Below are 25,326 nucleotides of genomic sequence, written 5' to 3'. Positions count from 1 at the left end.
CTTCGGGATTCTGTTGCCGGCCTGAAGCCCCCATCGCGGGGCAAGCCCGCTCCCACAAGGGCCAGCGAACACACTGTGGGAGCGAGCTTGACCCGCGATGGGCCAAACGCTGCGCTCGACTGTTGCCCGAAATGCAACAGTGCATTGCCCAATCCCCTCTGTTTCAACCCCCCACCGAGGACTATCGTACCCACACCAAATAGATAGCTTGCTATGCAAGAAGGTAGCTTCAAATGTCCAACAGTATGGGTATTGCCAGTATTTTCGTCCTGTCGTCCGTATTGCTCTCGCCCCTGGCCATGGCCGAGGAGTCCCCTGCTTTCGTGGCGCAGTACGCCGCCCGCGCCGCTGCCGCGCAGCAAGGCCGCGAAGCCCTCGCCCAGCAGCAGGACCACGCCAAAAACCTGGAGCAGACCGCGTCCAAAGGTTCTGCGAGTGCCGACAAAGACAGCTGATACGCTGCCTCTGCCTCTCTCCTATTCCCTCGACTGCTGCGCTGGCGACGTGTTCGCCTGCGTGGCCGTCTTTCAAAGCCGCTGCTATCAGCGGCTTTTTTTTGGCCTGGACAAAAGGTTCTGCGGCCAGAGATGTGTCCTCACAAGAAAACACCGCTTCGCACAATAAAAAGCTGCATCCCTCACCTCAAGGAGTCCACACCGGTGATCCACGCGTTTCGCTTGACCCCGCTGTTCGTTGCGCTGGCTGCAACGATGCCCCTGCACGCCCAGGCCGACGAGGCCGAAGGCTTCGTCGAAGGTGCGCACCTCGACGTGCTCAGCCGCAACTACTACCTCAACCGCAACCAGCTGCAGCGCGGCAACCACGACAACCGTGAATGGGGCCAGGGCTTCATCGGCAAGTTCGAGTCCGGGTTCACCCAGGGCACCGTGGGCTTTGGTCTGGATGCCCATGCCATGCTCGGCCTCAAGCTGGACGGCGGTGGCGGTACGGCGGGTTCGAGCATCCTGCCCTACCACTACAAGGACGATGGCGAACTGGGCAAGGCCCCGGATTCGTTCTCCAATGCCGGCGCTGCCATCAAGCTCAAGGCCTTCGACACCGTACTGCGTGCCGGCGACCTGTTCCTGACCAACCCGGTGATCGCCGGTGGCGAAACGCGCATGCTGCCGCAGACCTTCCGCGGCGTCAGCCTGACCAACAACAGCATCGACGGGCTGCAACTCGAAGGCGGCCAGGCCAGCTTCACCAAGCTCTACAACCAGAGCGGCCACAAGCGCATCGGCGCTACCTACGGCAACCTGCCAGATGACCGCGAAAGCCGTCACCTGAACTGGGCCGGCGCAGCCTGGGCACCGGTCGAAGGTTTTACCAGCAGCCTGTACGCCGCCGAACTCAAGGACGTGTGGAACCAGTACTACCTGGACCTGGACTACACCTGGCAGCTCGCCGACGGCGTCAGCCTCAACCCCGGCCTGCACTATTACCACACCCAGGACACCGGCGATGCGCTGCTGGGCAGCATCGACAACAACACCTACAGCCTGCACCTGGCGCTCGGCGTGGGTAACCACACCGTCACTGCGGTGTACCAGCGGGTCAACGGCAACACGCCGTTCGACTACATCACCCTGGGCGACAGCGTGTACCTGGACAACTCGCAGATGTACTCGGACTTCAACGGGCCTGGCGAGCGTTCGTGGAAACTCAAGTACGCCTATGACTTCGCCGGCGTCGGCATGCCCGGCCTGACCACCGCCGTGTCGTACTCGCGCGGCAAGCTGGACCTGAGCAAGGTCGACCCGGCCAGCGCCGGCTACAGCAACTGGTACAGCGCCGACGGCGACAATGCCCGCCACTGGGAACGCGACATGGACCTGGCCTACGTGTTCCAGCAAGGTTCCCTCAAGGACCTCAGCGTGCTGCTGCGCTGGGCCTCGCACCGTGGCAGCCAGGGCTACGCCCAGGTCGACAACGATGTGGACGAATACCGCGTGATCGTCGAATACCCGCTCAACGTCTTCTGATCCCACCGCCATGCGCCAAAGAGCTTGCAGGATGCAGGCTCTTTTCCTGCAAATAGCCCCAAGATGCCGTACATCAATCGGCACCAGCAACAGCTTGTCCGACAATCTGCACCCGCCTAGAATACCGCCGCCTCGCACCTGCCCTTTCAACGACAGCGGTACGAATCACCTCCATCATGCCTTCGCGCCTTCCGCCCCAGCGCCCGACCCTGTACAGGACTCATCCGGAGTTGATCCTTAACCTGGGCAGTTGCCTGGCGGTTCTGGCCATCATCACCATCGTGACCTTCCTGCTGGTACGCGAAAAAGCCAACGTGGGCCAGGCGGCCGCACGCTCGGCCAGCAACATCGTGCAGTTGATCGACACCGACATCGTGCGCAACGTCGAGCTCTACGACCTGTCGCTGCACGGACTGATCTGGGCCATCCAGCGCCCTGAGCTTGCCAGCGTGGCCGCGCCGCTGCGCCAGCAACTGCTGTTCAACCAGGCCTTCACCGTGCCGTTACGCGGCGACATCCTGTGGCTGGACCGCAACGGCAACGTGGCGGCCGACTCCACAAGCGTGGTGCCACGCAGCGCCAACTTTGCCGACAGCAGGGTGTTCCAGGCCCATCGCGACAACCCGGGCCTGGGCCTGGTCATCAGCCCGCCATTCAAGGCACGCCTGGGTGAGCTGGACTGGTGCATCAGTTTCAGCCGGCGCATCAACGATGCCGATGGGGCCTTCGCCGGTATCGCGTCAGGCGCCCTGCGCCTGGCCTACTTCAGCGAGCTGTTCCAGCGCCTGGACATCGGCCGCGACAGCAGCGTCAACCTGTTCAACAGCGACGGCGTGATGCTCGCCCGCCACCCTTCGCTGCCCAGCGACCCGCTGATCGGCGCCGACCTGTCCGAGCAGCCCAACTTCAAGCGCGCAATGGCCCAGGGCAACGGCAGCTTCACCGCGCGTTCGAGCCTGGACGGCAAGCATCGCCTGTACACCTTTTCACGGGTGGACGACCTGCCGCTGCTGGTGGTGGTGGCCTTGTCCACCGACGAGGTCTATGGCTCGTGGCGGCGTACCGCACTGGTGGTCAGTATCGCTACCGGCCTGTTGTGCATCGGCATCCTCTGGCTGTCGTTGCTGCTGGGGCGCGAATTGCGCAGGCGCCACAGCGCCGAGCAGGGCCTGGCCGAACTGGCAGCCACCGACAGCCTCACGGGGCTGGCCAACCGTCGTCAGCTCGACCAGGTACTGCGCCGCGAATGGGCACGTGCCCAGCGCAGCCAGCGCCCGCTGGCGGTACTGATGGTGGATGTGGACCACTTCAAGGCGTTCAATGAACGCCACGGTCACCAGGGCGGAGACGAAGCGCTACGCCAGGTGGCGACGACGATCGCGCACAGCATCCGCCGCCCGGCGGACCTGGCTGCGCGATATGGCGGGGAGGAGTTTCTGGTGATCGTGCCCGAGACCGACCTCAACGGCGTGCTGACCCTGGCCGAACGTATCCGCAGCAGCGTCGAGGCATTGCCGCCGTTCGGCGACGACCAGCACCCGGTGACCGTCAGCATTGGCGTGGGCCTGCAGACGCCAGAAGCCCAGCAGGATCTTTCGACCTTGCTGGGCTGTGCGGACGATGCGCTGTATTGCGCCAAGCGCAACGGGCGCAACCGGGTAGAGGTGTACGCCGGTTAGGAACGTGCGCGGGCCGCGTCGCGCAGCACCTTGACCTGGTCATGGTTGCGCTGCACGCCATGGTACTGGCGCTCGACCAGGGCATATGCCGGGTCACTTGCCGGTACATTCAGCTTGGCCAGTTTTTCCAGGGCATCCTTGTAGGCTTTGAGGGCGTGGTCTTCACCGCGCTCCACTTCTTCCAGCACCGCCTTGTCGTCGTTGCTGGTCAGCGAAGACTTGAGGTTGACCCAGGCGCGGTGCATGTCACCGCTGAGGCTGGTGGTGGTTTCCGGGTCGCCGCCCAGGGAACGCACGTGCTGCTGCAGATCTGCGGCGGCGCTACGGCATTCGCCTTCACGCTGCAGGAAGAACGCCTTCAGGTCCGGGTTCTTGGCATCCTCGGCAGAAGTCTTGAAGCCCTTCTCGCCATCCTTGCTGTACTCGATGAGGTTGTTCAGAACCGAAATAACGTCTTTGTTCACGTTGGTCATGACAGTGCTCCTTTGCATGAGGGTGGTTGCGTAGTACAGGAGCAGTGTTCATGCCAGCTTTTCTGTAAAAATTAAATCTTTTAAAATCAACAACTTATAAAAATTTTGAACCTTCCCCAAGCAGCGTTTTGCATGAACGGACCTTTGGTCTCGTGCAGATTGCATGTATTGTCGGGCCTTTCCTGCACTGCTGCGCCGAACCCATGACTCCCGAGACACTCGAACTGCTGGTCACCCGCGAAATGCCCTATGGCAAGTACCAGGGCCGGCTGATCGCCGACCTGCCCGGCCACTACCTCAACTGGTTCGCCCGCCAGGGCTTTCCCAAGGGCGAACTGGGCGGGCTGCTGGCGCTGATGCACGAGGTCGACCACAACGGCCTGGCCGACCTGCTCGAACCGCTGCGCAAGAAGCACCCGCGCCCACGCCCCTGATCAGGCCTTGGCCGGCTCCAGTGCCAGCTCGGCCACGTCCCTGCGCTTGAGCACCGCGTACACCACAGCGGTCAGCAGGCTGCCGGCGGCGATGGCCAGCAGGTACAGCAGGGCGTGGTTGATCGCGTTCGGAATCAGCATCACGAACAGCCCGCCGTGGGGCGACATCAGCTTGCAACCGAAGTACATCGACAGCGCGCCGGTCAGTGCACCGCCGACCACACTGGCGGGGATCACCCGCAGCGGGTCCTTGGCCGCGAACGGGATCGCCCCCTCCGAAATGAAGCACATGCCCAGCACCAGCGCCGCCTTGCCGGCCTCGCGCTCGCTCTGGGCGAACTTGCGTCGCGCCAGGAAGGTGGCGATGCCCAGGCCGATCGGCGGCACCATGCCGGCGGCCATGGTCGCGGCCATCGGCGCCATGCTCTGGTTGGCCAGCAGGCCCACCGAGAAGGCATAGGCGGCCTTGTTCACCGGCCCGCCCAGGTCCACGCACATCATGGCGCCGAGCAGTATGCCCAGCAGCACCGCGTTGGCAGTGCCCATGCTGTCGAGAAAATGCGTCAGGCCATCGAGCATGCCGGCCACCGGCTTGCCCACCACGTAGATCATCACCAGGCCGGTGAACAGGCTGGCCAGCAGCGGGATGATCAGGATCGGCTTGAGACTCTCCAGGCTGCTGGGCAGGCGGACCCAGTGGCTGATCGCCTTGGCCGCGTAGCCGGCCACGAAGCCTGCGACGATGCCGCCGATGAAGCCGGCGCCCAGCGAACTGGCGAGCAGCCCGCCGATCATGCCCGGCGCCAGGCCCGGGCGGTCGGCAATCGAATAGGCGATGTAGCCGGCCAGCAGCGGCACCATCAGCTTGAATGCGGCGTCTTCGCCGATCTGGCGCAGGGCGGCGGCCAGGGTGCCCGGCTCCTTGTAGGCATCGAGCCCGAACATGTATGCCAGGGCGATCAGCAACCCGCCTGCCACCACCATCGGCAACATGAACGACACCCCGGTCAGCAGGTGCTTGTACACCCCAGCCCTTTCACTGCGTGCAGGTGCGGTGCCGGCGGCACGCTCTTCGCGACCTTCGGCCAGCGCCTTGTTCAAGGTGGCCTGGGCCTGCTTGAGGGCCACGCCGGTGCCACAGCGGTAGATGCGCTTGCCGGCGAAGCGCTCGGTGGGCACTTCGATATCGGCGGCCAGCAGTACCACGTCGGCTTCGGCGATGGCCGCGGCGCTCAGCGGGGTGCGTGCCCCCACCGAGCCCTGGGTTTCGACGGCCAGTTGATAACCCAGTTGCCGCGCCGCCTGCTGCAAGGCTTCGGCGGCCATGAAGGTATGCGCCACCCCGGTGGGGCAGGCAGTGACCGCAACGATCTTCTTCACCGCCCCCGCTGCGGCCGGCGCAGGCGCCATGGCTTCGGGGTGATGCACCTGGGCCTGTTCGGCGGCCAGGCGCAGAAAGCTCTCCACATCCTGCAGGGCCTGGGCCGGGGTGCTCTGGAACAGGCGCTTGCCGGCAAAGCGCTGCAGGTCGAACGGGCCGGTGCTGATCACCAGCACCCAGTCGGCGGCGGCGATCACTGCCGGCGAAAGCTGGCGCTCGGGATGGTCGGGGTCGTGCACCTCGACACTGGTGCTCCAGCCCTGGCGCTGCGCGGCCGCATCCAGCAGGCGCGCGCTGAGCAGGCTGGACACCTGGCCGTTGGGGCAGGCGGTGACGATGGCGATCTTCATTGTTCACCCTCTTGTCGAGCGTGGGGAATCTGCACCCGGACGGCATCTTCGAGCTGCGCCAGTTGCACGCGGTCGCCGATGCCGAAGCCGATCTGTGTCACGGCCTGGGCGGCAATCGCGGTGGCGCGGCGCAAGGTCTGCGCGGCAGGCTCGGCATTGAGCAGGCCGTGCAGCATGCCGGCCAGCAACGAATCGCCCGCGCCCACCGTGCTGGCCACCATCACCTGGGGCGGCAGCGCCTGCAGGGCGCCGTCGCGCCGGAACCAGATCACCCCCTGCTCGCCCTGGGACACCACCACATGCTCGACGCCCTGGTCGATCAACTGGCGGGCAGCGGCCTGCTGCTCGGCAATGCTGTGCAGCGGGCGGCCCAGCGCCTCGCCCAGTTCGTCGGTATTGGGCTTGACCAGCCACGGCGCGCTCTTGAGCCCGGCGATCAAGGCCGCACCACTGCTGTCCAGGATCACCTTCAGGCCCAGCGACTTGAACCACGCCAGCAGCATCTGCAGCCACTGCGGGCTCACACCCGGCGGCAGGCTGCCGGCCACCACCACCGCGTCATGCCCGCTGGCCAGGTGCTGCAGGCGCGCCAGCAGCTCGCCCTGGGCGTGTTCGTCGACCTGCGGGCCCACGCCGTTGATATCGGTGACCCGGCCATCGCCCTCCACCAGCTTGAGGTTGCTGCGGGTTTCGCCGGGCACCCGCACGAAGCAATCGGCAAAGCCGCGACGGGCCATCAGGGCCTCGAAGGGCTGCAGGTTGTCCTGGCCCAGGAAGCCGCCCACCGTCACCGAATGCCCCAGGTCGGCCAGCACCTGCGCCACGTTCAGGCCCTTGCCCGCCGCGTGGCTGTGCTGCGCGTGGCTGCGGTTGACCGCGCCGGGCTGCAGGGTGGCGAGGCTGACGGTAAGGTCCAGCGCCGGGTTGAGGGTCAGTGTGAGTATCCGTGCCATCAATGCATCTCCACCCGTGCGCGCACGTCGGCGGCACTGCCCTGCACCAGCGCATCACGCGCCAGTTGCCGGGCCTGTTCAAAATTCAGTTCGCGCACCACCGCCTTGACCTCGGCAATGCTGCGCGCCGCCACGCTCAGTTCATCCACGCCCAGCCCCACCAGCACCGCCACCGCCTGAGGGTCGGCGGCCAGTTCCCCGCAGATGCCCACCCACTTGCCGTGGGCATGCGCGGCGCGCACGGTGATGTCGATCAGCTGCAGCACCGCCGGGTGCAGGCCATCGGCCTGGGCCGACAGGCTCGGGTGGCCGCGGTCGATGGCCAGGGTGTACTGGGTCAGGTCGTTGGTGCCGACACTGAAGAAGTCCACCTCCGGCGCCAGCACCGGTGCCAGCAGCGCGGCCGAAGGCACCTCGATCATGATGCCCACCTGCAGGTCGCCGACCGGTATCTCCTGGCGCAGGCGCTCGACCATTGCTCGGGCCTGGCGCCACTCCTCCACCTGCCCGACCATCGGGAACATGATGCGCAGCGGTCGCTCGCCCGCCGCGCGCAACAGGGCGCGCAACTGGCTTTCCATGACCTGCGGCCGTTGCAGGGTCAGGCGAATGCCGCGTACCCCCAGAAACGGGTTTTCCTCCTTGGCGATGGGCCAGTAGGGCAACGGCTTGTCGCCGCCCACATCCAGGGTGCGCACCACCAGCGGCCGGCCCTGCAGGCCGTCGAGCACACGGCGGTACTCGGCTTCCTGGGTGGCCTCGTCGGGCACCTGTGGATGGGCCATGAAGATCAGCTCGGTGCGCAGCAGGCCGATGCCTTCCGCGCCCAGGTCGATCACCTGTTCGATACCCGCGCTTTCACCGATGTTGGCGAACACTTCCACGGCATGCCCGTCGCGGGTCACGGCAGGTTCCAGGCGACGCGCCCGGGCCGCCTGCAGGCGCTGTTCGCGCTGCTCGCGCTCGGCCAGGGCGCGCTGCAGCTCATCCGCCGCCGGGGCCACGGTCAGGCGTCCACGCTGGCCGTCCAGCAACAGCTCGGTGCCGGCGGCGATCAGCAGCACCGCCGCGCCGGCCCCCACCACCGCCGGGATGCCCAATGCCCGCGCCACGATCGCGCTGTGCGCGGTGGCGCCACCGCGTGCGGTGAGAATCCCGGCCACCCGCGCCGGATCGAGGCGCGCCACATCGGACGGGCCGACTTCGTCCATCACCAGCACATAGGGCTGTTGCGGCTCCGCCACCTCGGCGGCCCCGCACAGGGTGGCCAGCACACGGCGGCCCACGTCGCGCAGGTCGGCGGCGCGTTCGGCCAGCAGGGCGTCGTGCAAGGCCTCCTGCTGCCGCGCTGCGGCCTCGATCACGGTCATCCAGGCCGCTGGGGCGCTTTCGCCCTGGAGCAGACGCAGCTCGACTTCATCGCCCAGCCCCGGGTCGCTGAGCATTTCCTGGTGAGTGACGAAGATCTCGCGGATGGCCTTGGCCGGGCTGCGCCGGATCAGCGCTTCGAGCTCACTGGCCACGGCGGCCAGGGCACATTGCAGGCGGTCGCGCTCGATCACCGGCGACTCGCCCCGCAGCGGGTAGTCGAAATGGCGCACCACCTGCACATGCGCCGGGCCGCAGGCGATGCCCGGCGATGCGGCCACGCCCTGGACCTGCGTGCCCGGCAGCGGCGCGCTCAGCACCGGCTCGAGCACCTGGGGCGCCGCTACCTCGCTCACCGGTGCCAGCGCCTCGACCGCTTCGCCCAGGCCGGCCTGCACCGCCGTCAGCAACGCCGGCAGCGCGCTGTCGGCCACGCTCGGCTCGGCGATGAACTCCAGTACCTGGCCACGGCGTGCGCCCAGGCTCAACAACTTGCTCAGGCTCTTGACCGACACAGCGGCCTCGCCGCTGTCGACCACGCGCACGCGCACCTCGCCCTCGAAGGCCTTGGCCAGTTGCGCCAGCTCCTTGGCCGGGCGCGCATGCAGGCCGTGGGCATTGGCCAGGCCGACGCGAACGCTGGGCCAGTCGGCCGGCAGCTCGCCGCCCAGCACCTCCAGCACCGCACGGCTGCTGGTAGCGCGAAACAGCTCCTGCGCCCGACCTTCGATCAGCAGGGTACACAGGCGTTCGAGCAGGGCCTGGTGCGCCGCGCCCAGGCTGGCCAGGCAGAACAGGCCGTTGAGCGGCTGGCCCAGGTAGCGCAGCGGCTGCTGCGGGGTGACGAACGCCAGGCCCGGCTTGCGCACGGTCTGCTCGCTGTGCAGCCACCACAGGCCATCGCCCAGGGGCAGCGCCTCGACCTGCTGCAGCACGGCGGCAAAGCCATTGCCGGCGCAATCGGCGCGGCGCAGCAGGCGGGCGCCACGCCATACCAGCTCTTCGAAATCCTCGGCGGGCACACCCAGGCCGATCATCTGTGCATCCAGTGCCAGCTCCTGCGGCGCCCCCTGCAGCAGCTTGAGCAACGCCTCGGCGCTGCCGGCCCGGCGCAGCGCCTGGGCCAGGTCGGTCTCGCCCAGCGCGCGGGTGAGCAATTGCAGCAGGCGCAGGTGCTCGTCGGAGCGCGCGGCGATGCCGATGGCCAGGTACACGATCTGCCCGTCGCCCCAGTCCACGCCCTCGGGGAACTGCAACAGGCGCACGCCGGTGGCATGCACCAGCTCGCGGGTCTGCGGGGTACCGTGGGGGATGGCGATGCCCTGGCCGAGAAAGGTCGAGCCCTGGGCTTCACGCGCCTGCAGCCCGGCCAGGTAGCCCTCGGCCACCAGCCCGTCGGCCACCAGGCGCTCGGCCAGCAACTGCAGCGCGGCGGTCTTGTCCACGGCCGACTGGCCCATGGAAATCTGCTCTATGGTGAGCTCGAGCATGAACCTCTCCTTTGCAGCGCCGGGCCGGCGCCGAGGTATTGTTGTGAATTTAGCAGCACCCGACACTTCGCAGGGCCGGGCGCAGGCGAAGGCCACGGCAGAAAAATCGCCTGCTGAATCGTTTAACCTAGAATAGCGTGCACGTTACTCGATAACCTGCGAACAATGAAAGCCCCATTTTGTCGGACAATTGCGACAATGGTCGTCTGCGCCGATGCTTCGCAATCGGCGACAATACCCGGTCAGGCTCTGCAGCCAACCCCGGTAATAACAAGGAAAATTCGGTGAAACTCAGCGATATCGCCCGTCTGGCCGGTGTGTCCGTTACCACTGCCAGTTATGTCATCAATGGCAAGGCCGAACAGCAACGCATCAGCAGCAGCACGGTAGAGCGTGTGCGTGCGGTGGTCGAGGCCCATGGCTTCACGCCCAACCCGCAGGCGGCCGGGCTGCGCAGCCGTCACACGCGCACCCTTGGCTTCATCCTGCCAGACCTGGAAAACCCCAGCTATGCGCGCATCGCCAAGCAACTGGAGCAAGGCGCAAGGGCCCAGGGCTACCAGCTGCTGATTGCCAGCAGCGACGACCAGCCCGACAGCGAGCGCCAGTTGCAGCAGCTGTTTCGCGCACGGCGCTGCGACGCCCTGTTCGTCGCCAGCTGCCTGCCCGAAGACGATGACAGCTACCGCACGCTGCAGGCCAACGGCCTGCCGATCATCGGTATCGACCGCAGCCTGGACCCGGCGCAGTTCTGCTCGGTGGTCAGCGACGACGAGCATGCCAGCCTGCACCTGACCCGCAGCCTGCTCGACAGCGCCCCGGCGCATATCGCACTGATTGGCGCACGCCCGGAGCTGAGCGTCAGCCGCGCTCGCGCACGTGGTTTCGACCAGGCCCTGCAAGGCTTCGACGGACGGGCCAGCCAGCACCAGGGCGAAGCCTTCAGCCGCGAGTGCGGGCGCCGCCTGATGAGCGAGCTGCTGGCCGACCTGGGGCGCCTGCCCGACGCACTGGTGACCACCTCCTATGTACTGCTGCAAGGCGTGTTCGATGTGCTGCAGACCCGCCCGCCAGCATCGCGCAGCCTGCACCTGGGCACCTTCGGTGACAACCAGTTGCTGGACTTCCTGCCCCTGCCGGTCAACGCCATGGCCCAGCAGCACGGCCTGATGGCCGAAACCGCCCTGCGCCTGGCGCTGGAGGCGGTGCAGAAGCAGCACTACACGCCGGGTGTGCACGCAGTGGCGCGCACCTTCAAGCAACGCCTCTTCAAGGCCTGACCATGCGCCTGGTAGACACCCACACCCACCTGGACTTCCCCGACTTCGATGCCGACCGCAGCGAAGTGCTGGGGCAGGCGCGCCGCGCCGGGGTCGAGCGCATGGTGGTGCTGGGGGTGTACCAGGACAACTGGCAGCGGGTATGGGAGCTGGTCAAGAGCGATCCGCAGCTGTATGCGGCGTTCGGCCTGCACCCGGTGTACCTGGAACAGCATCGCCCGGAACACCTGCTGGCGCTGGGCGACTGGCTGAGCCGCCTGCGTGGCGACCGGCAGCTGTGCGCGGTGGGCGAGTTCGGCCTGGACTACTACGTGGCCGAGCTGGACCGCGAGCGCCAGCAGGCGTTGTTCGAGGCCCAGTTGCAGCTGGCGGTGGACTTCGACCTGCCGGCGCTGCTGCATGTACGGCGCAGCCATGCCGACGTGATCGCCCGGCTCAAGCGCTTCAAGCTGGCGCGTGGCGGCATCGTGCATGCGTTTGCCGGCAGCTACGAGGAGGCCCGCGAGTACCGCCGCCTCGGGTTCAGGCTGGGGCTGGGCGGTGCGGCCACCTGGCCCCAGGCGCTGCGCCTGCGCAAGGTGCTGCCGCGCCTGGGGCTGGACGGCGTGGTGCTGGAGACCGACTCGCCGGACATGGCCCCGGCGATGTACGCCGGGGTGCGCAACAGCCCTGTGCACCTGCCGCAGATTGCCGTGGCACTGGCTGAGGTGATGGGGGTTGCGCCCCAGGTGCTGGCCGAGGCCAGCACGCGCAATGCCTGCGAGCTGTTTGGCTGGTAGTACCGCCCCTGCGCCTCGCCGGCGAAGGGCCCAGCCCTCGCTCAGACCCTGAACGCCCCGATCAACTGCTTCAACTCCATCACCTGCGCCGACAGCTGCCGGCTCGCATCTTCGGTCTGGTGCGCGCCCTCGGTGGTGTGCTCGGCCGCGCGGTTGATCTGCACGATGTTCAGGTCGATGTCATGCGCCACCGCCGTCTGCTGCTCCACCGCCGCCGCAATCTGCTGGTTCTGCTCCACGATGCTGCCCATCGCCCCCAGAATGTTGACCAGCGCCTGCTGCACCTGCTGCGACTGCCCCACGGTGCCCGCCGCCATCTGGTGACTGCTGTCCATCGCCCGCACCGCCGCCTCCACCCCGCCCTGCAGGCGTGAGATCATCTGGTCGATTTCCTCGGTCGACTGCTGCGTGCGCTTGGCCAGCGTGCGTACCTCGTCGGCCACCACCGCGAAGCCACGCCCCTGCTCCCCGGCCCGCGCCGCCTCGATGGCGGCGTTGAGCGCCAGCAGGTTGGTCTGCCCGGCGATGCTCTTGATCACCTCCAGCACCTGGCTGATCTGCTGGCTGTCGCTGACCAGCTGGTTGATCACCCCCACCGACTGGTCGATTTCGGCCGCCAGCCCGGCAATGCTGCCCTGCTGCGACTCCACCAGCTCGCGCCCGCTGACCGTCTCGCGGTTGACCCCGTGGGCGCTGTTCACGGCTGCCGCAGCGCTGCGCGCCACTTCCTGGGCAGTGGCCGACATCTGGTTCATGGCCGTGGCCACCTGCTCGATCTGCCCACGCTGGCCGCTCACCGCCTGGTTGCTGCGCGCCGATACCGCATGCACCTGCTCGGCCTGGTGTTCCACCTCGGCCACCGTCTGCCCGACCCGCTCGATCAGGTCATGGATGCGCCGCACCGTGGTGTTGAACACCTCGCCCAGCTCGCCCAGCTCGTCGCGACTGCGGGCCTGGAAGGTCACCGTCATGTCGCCCCCGGCCACCTTGTCCATCACCTTGCCCAGGGTACGCAGGGTGCTGCGGGTGGAGGCATAGAAGCCGCCATACAGGTAGCCGATCAGCATGAACACCGCCGCCAGGGCCAGCACCAGCAGCACCATGTGCTGGCGGTAGTCGCCCAGGCGCGCCTGCAACTGCTGTTCGAGTACCTGCAGGGTGGCGCCATTGAGCAGGTAGGTCTGCTCGATCAGGCCGCTGACCTGCTGGTAGAACGCCGGCCACGGCGCATCGAGGGTATCGGCCATCACCACCTGGTCTTCGAGCAGCTCGCTGGCCTGCTTGAGCGACGCCTGGCTGCTGGCGGCCTGGCTGGCCAGCCGCGGCTCGTCGCCCAGGGCGTCCTGCAGGCGAATGGCGTAGTCGGCCGACAGCTTGTCGAGGCTTTTGAGCAGTTCTTCGAAACGGGTACTGGCCGATGAGTTGAGAAACCCCTGGCCCAGCGAGTAAGCCCCGATTGCGCGGCCTTCACCCAGGGTCTGGGTGACCTGGGCGGTGACCGTGGTCAGCAGCTCGCCCATCTGGCGCACGCCGGCATCGCTGTCCTGGCCAAGGCCCGACTGGCTGATCACCAGCTTGCCAAGCAGCTGCGCCTGCGCCAGCAGGGCGTCGTACAGGGCTGCACGGGTCTGCAGCGAGGAGTCGGCTCGCGCCGCCTCGAGTCCTGCCAGCAACTCGTCGCGCCGGGCGGTGAAGGCCTGCACCTGGGCCGGGTCCTCGGTCATCGGGGCCAGCGCGGCCACGCGCTTTGCCACCTGCTGTTCCAGCGCATCGATGCGCGCCTCCAGGTCGTCGGCCTTGCCGGACTGCCCCAGCACCGCGTTGATCTGCACCAGGTTGCCCAGGCTCTCCAGATCACCGCGCACGGCCAGGCTCTCGCTCAGCAGGCCGAGGCTGTGCAGCTCCACACGGGTGGCGTGGAACTTGGCATAGGCGTCGCGCACCAGATAGAAATTGGTGACCAGCATGGGCAGAAAGAACAGCACGCTGATCAGGCTGAACTTCATGCCGAAGCTCAGCCGGTTCATCAATGCGATTGCCGGATACAAGAGGCGCTTCAAGGGTCGTCTCCTTTCGATTTCTTATTGTTTTCTGCGCAATAGCACTAGGCCACTGGCGATCGTCAGCAGCCTCTGTATAGCGCATATCGAAGGGAAGTTTTGTAACTTAAGGTTAACCACCAGCGGCGGCGCCCTGTAGGAACGAGCCGCCGTTGCGGCAGCCCGTTTACACGTCGTGAGTCAGCCGAGCACGGTCCACAGGGCAAAGCCCGCGTACCAGAGCACTGCGGCACGCAGCAGCAGTTCCCACAGGCTGTCGAGCCCGGTCAGGCCTTGCGGGCCGGCCTCGACGTCGGCGGGAATCTCCGCCGCTGCCGTGCCCGCCTGCTCCACCAGGCGCGGCGCGCCGATGTGCCAGTTGAGCAGTTCGTGCAGCATCATGCGGCTGACCGCCACAAAGTTGCCCACCAGTGCAAAACTGGCGGCCAGTACCCGCACCGGCGCCCAGTCGAAGGCGTGGCGCAACTGCCGGGCGCGTTCCTGTACCGCCGGGTTGCCGGCCCGCTCGCCCGTCAGCGCCAGCAGCCGGTAAGCCAGCGCTGCAGCCGGGCCCAGCAGCACATACCAGAAGATCACCGCAAAGAAGCTCTGGTAGGCCTGCCACAGCAGGTGCCCCTGCACCTTCTGGATCAGGCCCTGGCTGTCGTCGGCCGTCACCCCCAGGTCGCGCTCGGCCACGTGCACGGCCGCCTGTTCATCGCCGCGTCGCCAGGCATCGCGAAACGGCCCCAGCGCCGCCTTCACATCGCCCCGGCCCAGGCTGTAGATCAGCACCAGCAGGTGCACCGGCAGGGCCAGCAGGCCATAGGCGACCGGGTCGAGCACGTGCAGCAGCAGCGCCAGTACCACTACTGGCAACAGCACCAGAATGCCCAGCACCCACCAGGGGTCGGCCTTGGGCCTGCGCTCCAGGCGGGCCAGTTCGGTGAGAAAAAAGCCATCGCGTTGCAGGCGCTGGCGCAGCGCCGAGAACTTCTCGACCCACAGCACCAGCAGTAACACCAGAAAACTCATGATCTGTCCTCGTTGACGTGCAGGCTGGCGCGATAGCGTTCCCAGTCGAACGCCGGCCCCGGGTCGGTCTTGCGCCCCGGCGCAATGTCGCTGTGGCCGCGGATTCGCCCCGCGATGGGCCAGGCAGCCTGCAGTTGCAGGGTCAAGTGTTGCAGGGCAGTGTACTGGGCGTCTGTGAACGGCGTCTGATCGGTGCCTTCGAGTTCGATGCCCACGGAAAAGTCGTTGCAGCCCTCGCGGCCCTCGAAGCGCGATACCCCGGCATGCCAGGCCCGGTCCAGGCACGAGACGAACTGGGTGACCCTGCCGTCACGCTCGATCAGAAAGTGCGCCGATACACGCAGGTCCTTGATCTGCTCGAAAAACGCATGCTCGGCGATGGGCAGGCGGTTCTGGAAGAACGCCTGCACCTTGCCGGTGCCGAACTGCCCGGGCGGCAGGCTGATGTTGTGGATCACCAGCAGGCTGATGGCTTCGCCCTCGGGGCGCGCGTTGAAGTTGGGGGAAGGGCAATGGGTGACGCCAGCGACCCAGCCAGTAGCGTGGTCAAGTTGCATAGAAGATCCTGAAGCATGAGGGCTCTGGCGCAGTATGCCCCGAGGAATCGAAGGTTGTATCGTTAAAAAGTGCGGGCGCTCAGGGTTGACGCTGGCGCAGTTGGCTGACCACCGAACCCAGTGCACGTTCGAACAGCTGGGTGGCATCGAGCAGGCGTACCTGGCCCTGGCTCAACGCCGCGGCAAGCCCCTGCTGCGACCATTCGCGCAGCTTGCGCCCGGTACGGTCGACGAACACGTAGGTGTGGGTGCTGTCGATGATCGCGATCAGCTTGCCGCGTACCGGCTCGTCATCCTCGTCGCGCAGCTCGATCCAGGCCCCCGGGCGCAGGTCGCGCACCTGGTGCAGCGCCGGGTCGTCGTCGGGCAGGCTGGAGCACAGCCCGCCCGCCGCCACCGACTCCGGCCCCAGCAGCACGATGCGATCACGCACCAGCACCCGCTCGATACGCGCCTGGCCGGGGTGCCCTGCCCCTTCCACAGCCTGCAGGTGCAGCGCTTCGAGCTGGGCGAAGAACTCGCTGGTGGCAAAGGGGTCGTAGGCAACCCGGGTCAACCCCTCGCGCAGGGCCTTGAGCAGGCCCGGCACCTGCTCCAGCAGCCGTGCACGGTCGTCGCCTGTGTGTGACTCGACGCTCCAGAGCAACAGGTCCATGTTGGCCAGCGCGTCCTGCCACTGGGTCGAACCCCGCCCATGCTTGAGGCAGGCCAGCAGCAGCACCTGGCTCCAGGCCTGCTCGATCACCCGTACCACGCCTTGCGGCAGGCACTTGCCGAGCAGGCGCAGGTTGAGTTCGCTTTCAACCTGCTGGCGCGCCAGCACGGTGCGAGCCCGGCCCTCTTCGGCATCGCGGGTGCGCTGTTCGAGCAACTCGGTACGGCGGCGCTCATCGGCACTGAAGGCAAGGAACTCGGCCAGCAGCTCGGCGAAGATCTGCGGGTCGTCGGCAAAATCGGTGAGCAGGCGCTGCACGATGGCCTCGACCCGCAGGTACAGCTCGTCGCGCTGCACGTCATCACGCGCGCCCCAGCCCATCGCCACTGCGGCAATCTCGTCGAGCAGGCGGCGCGCCGGGTGGGTGGCGCGGCTGAAGAAGCTCTTGTCGAGCAGCGCCACCTTGAGCATCGGGATCTGCAGGCGTGCGATCAACTGGCGCAGCGAATGCGGCAGGTTGCGATCGCCGAGGATGAAGTCGAAGAGCATGGCGATCAGGTTGATCACATCCTCATCGATCACCTCGACCCTGCGGTACTTGCCGCTTTGCACGCTGGCCCGGGTCAGCAGCTGCTCCAGCTGGTGGCGCAGGTCGAAGTCCTGCACCTCCCCCGCTGCCGGCACGAACTGCTGCAGGTGCGAGAGCAGGCGCAGCAGATCCTGCCTGCTGATCGGCTGCACCCGGTCATAGGGCTCCAGGCGCGGGGCCACCCGACCGCGCACCGGGGACAACAGCACCTGCAGCGAGGCGAAGGCGGCCTGCGCCCCGGCATCGGCCGTCAGCGGGGCTGGCTTGACCTCCGGATCGCCGGCCGGGTGTGCCGGTTCGGCCGCCGGGGTGCGCCAGCCCGGCGCGCTCTTGAGGTCGGGCAGGATCCCGGTGGCGCTCAACAGCTGGTTGGCTTCGCCGTACAACTGGCCGACGTCGCACAGCACGTAACGCTCGAACAGCTTGAGCAGTATCAGCTTGACCTTGATGCCCACGCCCAGGCTGCGCCCGGCCTGCAGAAAGTACTCGCACAGCAGCGCCGGCCCCAGCGGGTTGGCGCGATCGTCCAGGCGCTGGCTGATCAGGCTGTTCATGCGCAGGGTCAGCTGGCCGAGGGCGAAGCCGTCACGCGTGGCCACGCGGGCCACCATCGTCTCCACAGCCTGGGCCCGCTCACGCGCATCGTCGGCCATCAGCGCCTGCCTGTCGTAGCCACGGCGCGCCAACGGCGCGGTCGGGTCGTTGCCGGCAATATCAATGAAGGCGTCATAGAACAGGTCGAGGAAGGCACGCTCGATGCTCTTGCGCTTGAGGCGCAGGTCGCGCATCGCTTCGAAGAACAGGCTGCGGTCATGGTTGTCGGCGGCCGTGTCGGCCATTTCGAAGAGCGTGTCGTCGGCGTTGTCGAACAGCCCCTGCAGCGCCTGGCGCAGGTGCTGCGCTGCCTTGTCGCGCACTTGCAGCAGGATGACCGGCAGACGAGCGAACGGCGTGCGTGACGCCTGATCGGTGGCCGCCTTGAACGGCACCACCTTCCCGTCATTGGGCATCCCGGTCTCCTTGCTGGGTTGGCTACGAAGTGGATTGAATGGCTGTCAAAGTCATGACGCCAATTACAAGGCGCGCATTATCTGGCAAAAACGCGCGGCCTGCCAGCGAACTGTGCAGTACGTTTCGGCCAGCCTGTGGATAGACCGCCATGGGGCGCAAATGCTCATTTGCTGCGACCAAAGGCGGATTGCTGCACGCCCGCCCCGGGCTGCCCTATAATCGCGGCCACCTAGCTTGTGGAGCCCACCATGCCGAATCTACGCCTCGCCGACCTGACCGCCGAAATCGAAGCCAACGTGCGCCGTGCGTTGCTCGAAGATGTCGGCAGCGGCGACATCACTGCCCAGCTGATTCCTGCCGAGCGCCTGGCCAAGGCCACCATCATTACCCGCGACGACTGCGTGATCAGCGGCACGGCCTGGGTGGACGCGGTGTTTCGTCAGCTCGACCCGCGGGTGGCGGTGCACTGGCAGGTCAAGGACGGCGACCGGGCCACGGCCAATCAGGCACTGTTCCACCTGGAAGGGCCGGCCCGCTCGCTGCTGACCGGCGAGCGCAGCGCGCTGAACTTTTTGCAGCTGCTGTCGGGGGTGGCCACCCATGCGCGGCACCTGGCCGACCTGGTGACCGATACCCAGGTCAAGCTGCTGGATACGCGCAAGACCCTGCCGGGCCTGCGCCTGGCGCAGAAGTACGCAGTGACCTGCGGCGGCTGCCACAATCATCGCATCGGCCTGTACGACGCGTTTCTGATCAAGGAAAACCACATTGCCGCCAGCGGCGGGATTGCCGAAGCGATCGCTGCGGCGCGCCGCATTGCGCCGGGCAAGCCGGTGGAAATCGAGGTGGAGAGCCTGGATGAACTGCAGCAGGCGCTGGAGGCCAGGGCCGACATCGTCATGCTCGACGAGCTGAACCTGGACGAAATGCGCGAGGCGGTGCGCCTCAATGCCGGCAAGGCCAAGCTGGAAGCCAGCGGCGGGATCAGCGAAAGCACGTTGCGCGCAATTGCCGAGACGGGGGTGGACTACATCTCGATCGGGGCAATGACCAAGGATGTGAAGGCAGTGGACCTGTCGATGCGCCTGAGCCTTTGAAAGCATCGCGGGTCAAGCCCGCTCCCACAAGGACAGCAGTGATCCCTGTGGGAGCGGGCTTGACCCGCGAAGGGCTGCGAAGCAGCCCCAACAGTCCTCAGAACGAAGCGTTCTGCAGGCCGTCCAGGTAACGCTCGACATCCAGTGCCGCCATGCAGCCGGCACCGGCCGAGGTGATTGCCTGGCGGTACACGTGGTCGGCCACGTCGCCGGCGGCGAATACGCCCTCGATGCTGGTGGCGGTGGCATTGCCGTCACGCCCGCCGTTGACCACCATGTAGCCATCCTTGAGCGCCAGCTGGCCTTCGAACAGCGAGGTGTTGGGCGTGTGACCGATGGCGATGAACACGCCGTCGACCTTCACTTCATCGAAGCTGCCGTCGTTGTTCTTCAGGCGCGCACCGGTCACACCCATGTTGTCGCCCAGCACTTCGTCCAGGGTGGCGTTGAGCTTGAGCTCGATCTTGCCTTCGGCCACGCGGGCGTGCAGCTTGTCGATCAGGATCTTCTCGGCGCGGAAGGTCTCGCGGCGGTGCACCAGGGTCACCTTGCTGGCGATGTTGGCCAGGTACAGGGCTTCCTCGACGGCAGTGTTGCCACCACCGACCACGGCCACCGGCTTGTTGCGGTAGAAGAACCCGTCACAGGTCGCGCAGGCCGAAACGCCCTTGCCCATGAACGCCTCTTCCGACGGCAGGCCCAGGTAGCGCGCGCTGGCGCCGGTGGCGATGATCAGTGCGTCGCAGGTGTAGGTGGCGCTGTCGCCCTTGAGGGTGAACGGCTTGTTGGCCAGGTCCACGGCGTTGATGTGGTCGAACACCACTTCGGTCTCGAAACGCTCGGCATGCTCCTGCATGCGCTGCATCAGCGCAGGGCCGGTCAGGCCATGTGCATCGCCCGGCCAGTTGTCGACTTCGGTGGTGGTGGTCAGCTGGCCGCCAGCCTGCATGCCGGTGATCAGCAGCGGCTTGAGGTTGGCACGGGCCGCGTACACGGCGGCGCTGTAACCGGCAGGGCCGGAACCGAGAATGATCACTCGCGAATGACGAACTTCAGACATGAAACGCTCCTGTCGAGCTGGCGAGCCAGCCACATGACGCCGGGGGCACCGGCTGGAATAAAAAAGAACCCGCGAAGCACTTGGGGAAGGCTATTGGCCGCAGGTTCTGGAAACCGTGAAATTGGTGCGACTGTAACGAGGAGGCAGAGATTAAGGAAATATCCTTAGACAATCCACCTTATAGACGACCTCTATTCACCTGCCGAGCACCGGCCGCTTTGCCTATTAAATGATCGACAGGGTTTTGTTACCGGGGGTTGCGCGCATTTCGCCGCGCTTTCGCCCAGGCGTCAAACTCGGTAAGGTCGGCGCGTTTACCACCGCTCGGAGCCTTTTATGCAAGCCCCTGTCCTGTCTGGCCCCCAATACCTGCGCGAGGGCCTGAAACTGGTCCTGAGCCCGGGCCTGCGCCTGTTCGTGCTGCTGCCGCTGGCGGTCAACCTGCTGCTGTTCGTGGGCCTGATCTATTTTGCCGGTCACCAGTTCAGCCTGTGGGTGGACTCGCTGATTCCGACCCTGCCGGGCTGGCTGAGCTTTCTCAACTATGTGCTGTGGCCGCTGTTCGTGGTGCTGGTGGTGCTGATGGTGTTCTTCACCTTCACCATGCTGGCCAACATCATCGCGGCACCGTTCAACGGTTTTCTGGCCGAAAAGGTCGAGGTGGTGGTACGTGGCACCGACCCGTTCCCGGCCTTCAGCTGGGGCGAACTGGCCGCCATGGTACCGCGCACCCTGAGCCGCGAACTGCGCAAGCTGGGCTACTTCGTGCCGCGCGCCCTGGCGCTGTTCATCCTGTCGTGGATCCCGGTGGTCAACATCGTGGCCGCGCCGCTGTGGCTGCTGTTCGGTGTCTGGATGATGGCCATCCAGTACATCGACTACCCGGCGGACAACAACAAGATGAGCTGGCAGGACATGCTCGCCTGGCTGCGCGCCAAGCGCTGGCAGAGCCTGGGCTTTGGCGGCTCGGTGTACCTGGTGCTGCTGATCCCGTTCGTGAACATCGTGATGATGCCTGCCGCCATCGCCGGTGCCACGCTGTTCTGGGTGCGCGAACGCGGCTGACGGTTGCCGGGGCGACGGTGGCGACGGTGCAAGGCCGCCGCCACCGCGCCGTCAGGGCGCCAGCTGGTTGGAGAACTGGCCGACCGCGTCCACCACCTTCTGCGCCCCGTCCTGAATCTCGACGATCACCGTACCGGTCTGCCCGGCCAGCGACAGGCCCTCTTCGGCCTGGCGCTTGCTGTTGTCGATGATGTCGACCGCCGCCTTGGCCAACTGGGCGTTCTGCTGCACCACCCGGGCGATTTCCTCGGTGGCGCTGCTGGTGCGCGAGGCCAGTTGCCGCACCTCGTCGGCCACCACCGCAAAACCCCGGCCCTGCTCGCCGGCACGCGCGGCTTCGATGGCCGCATTGAGCGCCAGCAGGTTGGTCTGCCCGGCAATGTCGCTGATGGTCTTGATGATCGAACCGATCACCTGGGACTGCTTGTCCAGCGCCTCGATGCCGTCGGCGGCCTGCTGCATGTACGTCTCCAGGCCGCGCATGACCTCGACCGTCTGAGTCACCACCTCGGTGGCGCGACGTGCACTGGAGTCGGTGTCCAGGGACGTGGTGTAGGCGATGTCGGCGGCGTGGGCCACCGCCGCTTCCTGGTTGACCTGGTCGGTGATCACGGTGGCGAACTTGACCACCTTGTACAGCACGTCATGGGCGTCGATGATCGGGTTGTACGACGCCTCCAGCCAGACCACGCGGCCATGGGCATCGATGCGCTTGAAGCGCTCGGCCACGAACTCGCCACGGCGCAGTTTTTCCCAGAACTGCTGGTAATGCGCCGAGTTGTACTCTTCCGGCTCGCAGAACATGCGGTGGTGCTTGCCGCGCACCTGTTCCAGGGAATAGCCCATGGTCTTGAGGAAGCGGTCGTTGGCAGCCAGCACCTCGCCATTGAGGTTGAACTCGATCACTGCCGTGGAGCGCATCAGGGCCTTGATCAGGCTCTCGTGCTCGCGTGACGTCTCGATGGTGCGGGTCAGGTCGCTGGAGTGCAGGGTGAAGTAGCGCAGGCGCCCATCGCTGCCCTTGACCGGCTGCAGGATCGAGCGCAGCCAGGCTTCCTCGCCGCTGCCGCGCAGCAGGCGAAACGCGCCGTTGAGGTGCTCGCCGCGATTGATCGCCTGCTTCATGCGCTGGTAGAAATCCAGCGGCTTCACATGCGCCGGCACGATCTCTTCGATGTTGCGGCCCAGCAGCTGCTGGCTGCTGTAGCGCATCTCTTTCTCGAAGTTGCCGTTGACCGCTTCGATGCGGCCCTGGGGGTCCAGTTGCAGCACCAGCATCTCGCTGTCCAGGCTGCACTTGACCTGCTCCATGGTCATCAGCTCTTCGCGCAGCCTGGCATTTTCTTGTTTCAGTTTGCTGTTGAACATCACCGCTCCTGGAGCGAAAGTCTCATTCGAATGCAACTTCATCGGCTGGCGATGCGGCATTCTTGAGGCGCTGGCCAAGCTTATTTTCACAGCGCAAAAGCGCCAATGATCGGGCGTCATGTATCCGTCATTTTTCTGTCATCCGGGCGCAATCGGCACCTCGGAAAATCCTCCCATGACCAGTCCCGCCGCCCTGCACATAACCCTTGTCAGCGAAACCTTCCCACCCGAAATCAATGGCGTGGCCAACACCCTTGGCCGCCTGCACGAAGGCCTGCGCCTGCGCGGCCACCGGGTGGAGCTGGTGCGCCCGCGCCAGGCCGGCGATGCCGCCGGCCCTGCGCAGGCCGACCTGCTGTTGTGCCGTGGCTGGCCCCTGCCCGGCTACCCCGGCCTGCAGTGGGGGCAGGTGTCGATGCACAAGCTGCTGCGCCGCTGGCGCCGCGACCGCCCGGACGTGCTGTACATCGCCACCGAGGGGCCACTGGGCCTGAGTGCACTGCGGGCGGCGCGGCGCCTGGGCATCGCGGTGGTCAGCGGCTTTCACACCAACTTCCAGCAGTACTCCGGCCAGTACGGCTTCGGCCTGCTCACGCGGCTGGTCACCCGTTACCTGCGCGGCTTCCACCATCGCTGCCACAGCACCCTGGTGCCCAGCGTCAGCCAGCGCCTGGAGCTGCAGCGGCGCGGCTTCGAACGCCTGACCCTGCTGTCGCGCGGGGTCGACAGCAGCCTGTTCAACCCGGCCCGGCGCCGCCAGAGCTTGCGCGACCAGTGGGGCCTTGGGCCCGACGACATCGCCCTGCTGCATGTGGGGCGCCTGGCCACCGAGAAGAACCTGGGCCTGCTCGGCCAGTGCCTGGACGCCCTGCGCAAGGCCTACCCCCTGCGCAACCTGCGCCTGATCGTGGTGGGGGACGGCCCGCAGCGCGGCGCACTCGAGCAGCAGTTGCCAGGTGCAGTGTTCTGCGGGGTACAGCGCGGCGAATGCCTGGCCGAACACTACGCCTCGGGGGATATCTTCCTGTTTCCGAGCCTGACCGAAACCTTCGGCAACGTGGTGCTGGAGGCGCTGGCCTCCGGCCTTGGGGTGGTGGCCTACGACGAGGCCGCAGCAGCCCAGCACATTCGTCATGGGCACAGTGGCGCACTGGCCATGCCGGGGGATGCAGAGGCCTTCATCGATGCCGCCAGCTGGCTGCTGGAAGACAGCGAGACCTTGCGCCGGGTGCGCCTCAATGCCCGCCAGCATGCCAGCCGCCAGGGCTGGCCGGCCATCGTCGAACAGTTCGAGGCGCACCTGCGCGGCGCCTGCGAACAGGCACCGGCACCGTCTCAGCGCCGCGTCGATGCGGCGCTGCTGGTCAAGCCAGGCTCGTCAGCGCCTCGCGGCTGAACGGCAGGATGTCCTGCTCGCGCCCCTCACGCACCTTGGCCGCCCACTGGGCATCCACCAGCAAGGCACGCCCTACGGCCACCAGGTCGAACTCCTGGTCGCCCAGGCGCTGCAGCAGTTTCTCCAGGCTGGCCGGTTGCGCCACCTTGTCGGTGTCGACCATGAACTGCAGAAACTCCCCATCCAGGCCCACGCTGCCCACGGTGATGGTGGGCTTGCCGGTGAGCAGGCGGGTCCAGCCAGCCAGGTTCAGGTCCGAGCCTTCGAACTCAGGCTCCCAGAAGCGGCGCGTGGAGCAGTGGAAGATATCCACGCCGGCGTCGGCCAGCGGGCGCAGGAACTCGCCCAGCGCCTCGGCGTTGTCGACCAGGCGGGCGCTGTAGTCCTGCTGCTTCCATTGCGAGAAGCGCAGGATGATCGGGAAGTCCGGGCCTACGGCGGCGCGTACCGCCTGCACCAGCTCGATGGCAAAGCGCGAGCGGCCGGCCAGGTCGCCGCCGTACTCATCGCTGCGCTGGTTGCTCGCGGCCCAGAAGAACTGGTCGATCAGGTAGCCGTGTGCGCCGTGGATCTCGACGCCATCCATGCCGATGGCCTTGGCATCGCGGGCAGCCTGGGCGAACGCCTCGATCACGTCGCGGATGTCGGCATGACTCATGCCGTGCACCACCACCTGGCCATCCTTGAGTTTTTCGCTGGGGCCGTAACCCGGCACGCTGGCGTCCGGCTCGGTACCCAGGCGGCGCACGCTGCCCACGTGCCACAGTTGCGGCACGATCCTGCCGCCTTCGGCGTGTACGGCATCGACGACCTTCTTCCAGCCCGCCAGGGCATCTTCACCATGAAAGCGCGGCACGTTGGGGTAACCGTTGGCGGCCGGGTGGTCGACGGTAGTGCCTTCGGTGATGATCAGGCCGACATCGGCAGCGGCGCGGCGGCGGTAATACTCGACCACCTGCGCATGAGGCACACCGCCGGGGCAGAAGGTTCGGGTCATCGGTGCCATGACCACACGGGTCGGCAGCTCGAGGGCGCCCAGCTTGAAGGGGGTGAACAGGGCTTGAGCAGGCATTCGGCGCTCCTGGGAAAGGGATGGCGCCTGAGCATAGGGCGGGATTGTCGCTGACCCCAGTACTATTGATAGCGGTGATCGGGGTGGATTTTTCGCCGGCAAGGCCGGCTCCTGCATACGACGGTGCATCCATTGCAGGAGCCGGCCTTGCCGGCGAAGGGGCACGTCAGGCCAAGGCTTTCTCGATAGCCTGCACCACCGTGGCATCAA

General features: G+C 66.5%; 20 protein-coding genes. 9 read left to right on the top strand and 11 right to left on the bottom strand.

The features are described from left to right. The first annotated feature begins 233 nt into the window (after nucleotides 1-233). The 3 genes from QMX96_RS23650 (at nucleotide 234) to QMX96_RS23640 (ending at nucleotide 3,664) form a co-directional block, all read left to right on the top strand. On the top strand, nucleotides 234-455 hold the full coding sequence (locus QMX96_RS23650) for a hypothetical protein (protein ID WP_043864392.1): 222 nt from the start codon (nucleotides 234-236) through the stop codon (nucleotides 453-455). Nucleotides 456-710: 255 nt separating this feature from the next. Further along, complete coding sequence (locus tag QMX96_RS23645; protein WP_231390716.1) at nucleotides 711-1,985, top strand: OprD family porin; 1,275 nt, start codon at nucleotides 711-713, stop codon at nucleotides 1,983-1,985. 176 nt (nucleotides 1,986-2,161) lie between these two features. Continuing rightward, a complete protein-coding gene (locus QMX96_RS23640) occupies nucleotides 2,162-3,664 on the top strand; it encodes a sensor domain-containing diguanylate cyclase (RefSeq protein WP_043864390.1) in 1,503 nt (500 codons plus the stop codon). On the opposite strand, the gene QMX96_RS23635 is transcribed toward QMX96_RS23640, so the two are convergent. Then, the gene (locus tag QMX96_RS23635) at nucleotides 3,661-4,137 is read right to left on the bottom strand and encodes a PA2169 family four-helix-bundle protein (RefSeq protein ID WP_043864389.1); all 477 of its coding nucleotides are present in this window, start codon (nucleotides 4,135-4,137) and stop codon (nucleotides 3,661-3,663) included. The genes QMX96_RS23640 and QMX96_RS23635 overlap by 4 nt on opposite strands. A 203-nt stretch (nucleotides 4,138-4,340) precedes the next feature. Here QMX96_RS23635 and QMX96_RS23630 point away from each other — a divergent pair, with 203 nt between their 5' ends. Next, complete coding sequence (locus tag QMX96_RS23630) at nucleotides 4,341-4,571, top strand: DUF3820 family protein (RefSeq protein ID WP_043864478.1); 231 nt, start codon at nucleotides 4,341-4,343, stop codon at nucleotides 4,569-4,571. Here QMX96_RS23630 and QMX96_RS23625 read toward each other — a convergent pair whose 3' ends face one another. The 3 genes from QMX96_RS23625 to ptsP are packed head-to-tail and all read right to left on the bottom strand — an operon-like array spanning nucleotide 4,572 to nucleotide 10,113. Further along, nucleotides 4,572-6,302, bottom strand: a complete 1,731-nt coding sequence (locus tag QMX96_RS23625; RefSeq protein WP_282362572.1) for a PTS fructose-like transporter subunit IIB — start codon at nucleotides 6,300-6,302, stop codon at nucleotides 4,572-4,574. Continuing rightward, nucleotides 6,299-7,255 carry a 1-phosphofructokinase gene (gene pfkB, locus QMX96_RS23620; RefSeq protein ID WP_282362571.1) on the bottom strand — a complete coding sequence of 319 codons (957 nt, stop codon included), beginning with the start codon at nucleotides 7,253-7,255 and terminating at the stop codon, nucleotides 6,299-6,301. Before pfkB ends, QMX96_RS23625 begins: the two co-directional genes overlap by 4 nt. Then, nucleotides 7,255-10,113 carry a phosphoenolpyruvate--protein phosphotransferase gene (gene ptsP / locus QMX96_RS23615; RefSeq protein WP_282362570.1) on the bottom strand — a complete coding sequence of 953 codons (2,859 nt, stop codon included), beginning with the start codon at nucleotides 10,111-10,113 and terminating at the stop codon, nucleotides 7,255-7,257. Before ptsP ends, pfkB begins: the two co-directional genes overlap by 1 nt. Before the next feature lie 284 nt (nucleotides 10,114-10,397). On the opposite strand from ptsP, the gene cra reads away from it, so the two are divergent. Further along, nucleotides 10,398-11,393 carry a catabolite repressor/activator gene (cra, locus tag QMX96_RS23610; RefSeq protein WP_282362569.1) on the top strand — a complete coding sequence of 332 codons (996 nt, stop codon included), beginning with the start codon at nucleotides 10,398-10,400 and terminating at the stop codon, nucleotides 11,391-11,393. 2 nt (nucleotides 11,394-11,395) lie between these two features. Further along, on the top strand, nucleotides 11,396-12,172 hold the full coding sequence (locus QMX96_RS23605; RefSeq protein ID WP_054916281.1) for a TatD family hydrolase: 777 nt from the start codon (nucleotides 11,396-11,398) through the stop codon (nucleotides 12,170-12,172). A 41-nt stretch (nucleotides 12,173-12,213) separates the two neighbouring features. Here the strand turns inward: QMX96_RS23605 and QMX96_RS23600 are convergent, their stop codons facing one another. The 4 genes from QMX96_RS23600 to QMX96_RS23585 form a co-directional block, all read right to left on the bottom strand. Then, nucleotides 12,214-14,232, bottom strand: coding sequence for a methyl-accepting chemotaxis protein (locus QMX96_RS23600; protein ID WP_282362568.1), 2,019 nt, complete (start codon nucleotides 14,230-14,232; stop codon nucleotides 12,214-12,216). A gap of 180 nt (nucleotides 14,233-14,412) precedes the next feature. After that, nucleotides 14,413-15,246 (bottom strand): regulatory signaling modulator protein AmpE, encoded by an 834-nt coding sequence (ampE, locus tag QMX96_RS23595; protein ID WP_043864382.1) that lies wholly within the window; start codon nucleotides 15,244-15,246, stop codon nucleotides 14,413-14,415. Continuing rightward, nucleotides 15,243-15,803, bottom strand: a complete 561-nt coding sequence (gene ampD / locus QMX96_RS23590) for a 1,6-anhydro-N-acetylmuramyl-L-alanine amidase AmpD (protein ID WP_043864381.1) — start codon at nucleotides 15,801-15,803, stop codon at nucleotides 15,243-15,245. Before ampD ends, ampE begins: the two co-directional genes overlap by 4 nt. 79 nt (nucleotides 15,804-15,882) lie before the next feature. Further along, nucleotides 15,883-18,057 (bottom strand): DUF1631 domain-containing protein, encoded by a 2,175-nt coding sequence (locus QMX96_RS23585; RefSeq protein ID WP_282362567.1) that lies wholly within the window; start codon nucleotides 18,055-18,057, stop codon nucleotides 15,883-15,885. Nucleotides 18,058-18,306: 249 nt separating this feature from the next. Between QMX96_RS23585 and nadC the strand changes: the two genes are divergently transcribed. After that, a complete protein-coding gene (nadC, locus tag QMX96_RS23580; protein ID WP_282362566.1) occupies nucleotides 18,307-19,155 on the top strand; it encodes a carboxylating nicotinate-nucleotide diphosphorylase in 849 nt (282 codons plus the stop codon). Between the two features lie 97 nt (nucleotides 19,156-19,252). On the opposite strand, the gene trxB is transcribed toward nadC, so the two are convergent. Beyond that, complete coding sequence (gene trxB, locus QMX96_RS23575; protein ID WP_043864378.1) at nucleotides 19,253-20,215, bottom strand: thioredoxin-disulfide reductase; 963 nt, start codon at nucleotides 20,213-20,215, stop codon at nucleotides 19,253-19,255. Between the two features lie 336 nt (nucleotides 20,216-20,551). Between trxB and cysZ the strand changes: the two genes are divergently transcribed. Beyond that, nucleotides 20,552-21,280, top strand: coding sequence for a sulfate transporter CysZ (gene cysZ, locus QMX96_RS23570; protein ID WP_054916276.1), 729 nt, complete (start codon nucleotides 20,552-20,554; stop codon nucleotides 21,278-21,280). Between the two features lie 51 nt (nucleotides 21,281-21,331). On the opposite strand, the gene QMX96_RS23565 is transcribed toward cysZ, so the two are convergent. Next, nucleotides 21,332-22,648 (bottom strand): PAS domain-containing methyl-accepting chemotaxis protein, encoded by a 1,317-nt coding sequence (locus QMX96_RS23565; RefSeq protein WP_088515279.1) that lies wholly within the window; start codon nucleotides 22,646-22,648, stop codon nucleotides 21,332-21,334. Nucleotides 22,649-22,823: 175 nt separating this feature from the next. Here QMX96_RS23565 and QMX96_RS23560 point away from each other — a divergent pair, with 175 nt between their 5' ends. Continuing rightward, complete coding sequence (locus QMX96_RS23560) at nucleotides 22,824-24,044, top strand: glycosyltransferase family 1 protein (RefSeq protein ID WP_043864375.1); 1,221 nt, start codon at nucleotides 22,824-22,826, stop codon at nucleotides 24,042-24,044. Here the strand turns inward: QMX96_RS23560 and QMX96_RS23555 are convergent. Further along, nucleotides 24,013-25,116, bottom strand: a complete 1,104-nt coding sequence (locus tag QMX96_RS23555) for an NADH:flavin oxidoreductase (RefSeq protein WP_088515278.1) — start codon at nucleotides 25,114-25,116, stop codon at nucleotides 24,013-24,015. The genes QMX96_RS23560 and QMX96_RS23555 overlap by 32 nt on opposite strands. Nucleotides 25,117-25,326 lie beyond the last annotated feature (210 nt).

Source organism: Pseudomonas sp. PS01300 (genome assembly GCF_029960155.1).
GTDB lineage: Bacteria > Pseudomonadota > Gammaproteobacteria > Pseudomonadales > Pseudomonadaceae > Aquipseudomonas > Aquipseudomonas palmensis.
Note: the sequence above shows the minus strand (reverse complement) of the source record. Positions and strands in the feature narration are given on the sequence as shown.